At 36.3% G+C, this 215-nt stretch carries 1 pseudogene; it reads right to left on the reverse strand.

The features are described 5' to 3' along the window. Positions 1–130, reverse strand: a pseudogene (locus DO88_RS19290) (transposase); the annotation flags it as partial. Positions 131–215: the final 85 nt, after the last annotated feature.

Genomic DNA, 215 nt, shown 5'->3' on the forward strand with positions numbered 1-215 from the left:
CCGATAAATCGAGTTTATTTTCGACAATATAACAAAGGGCATACTCAAAAGTGCCAGGCAGAATTTGCTCAGCGAAATTGATAGGAATGAATTTATTTTGACAAGATAAGTCAGGCTTGTAGTTAGCCATAACAGTTTACCGTGGGTGAATAATATCTATTAGATCACAGCGAACAGATGGATTCAAGGTTAAAAAGCAACCAACCAAGAATAGT

The organism is Pseudoalteromonas sp. S3431, from assembly GCF_000690035.1.
GTDB classification, from domain to species: Bacteria; Pseudomonadota; Gammaproteobacteria; order Enterobacterales; family Alteromonadaceae; genus Pseudoalteromonas; species Pseudoalteromonas fuliginea.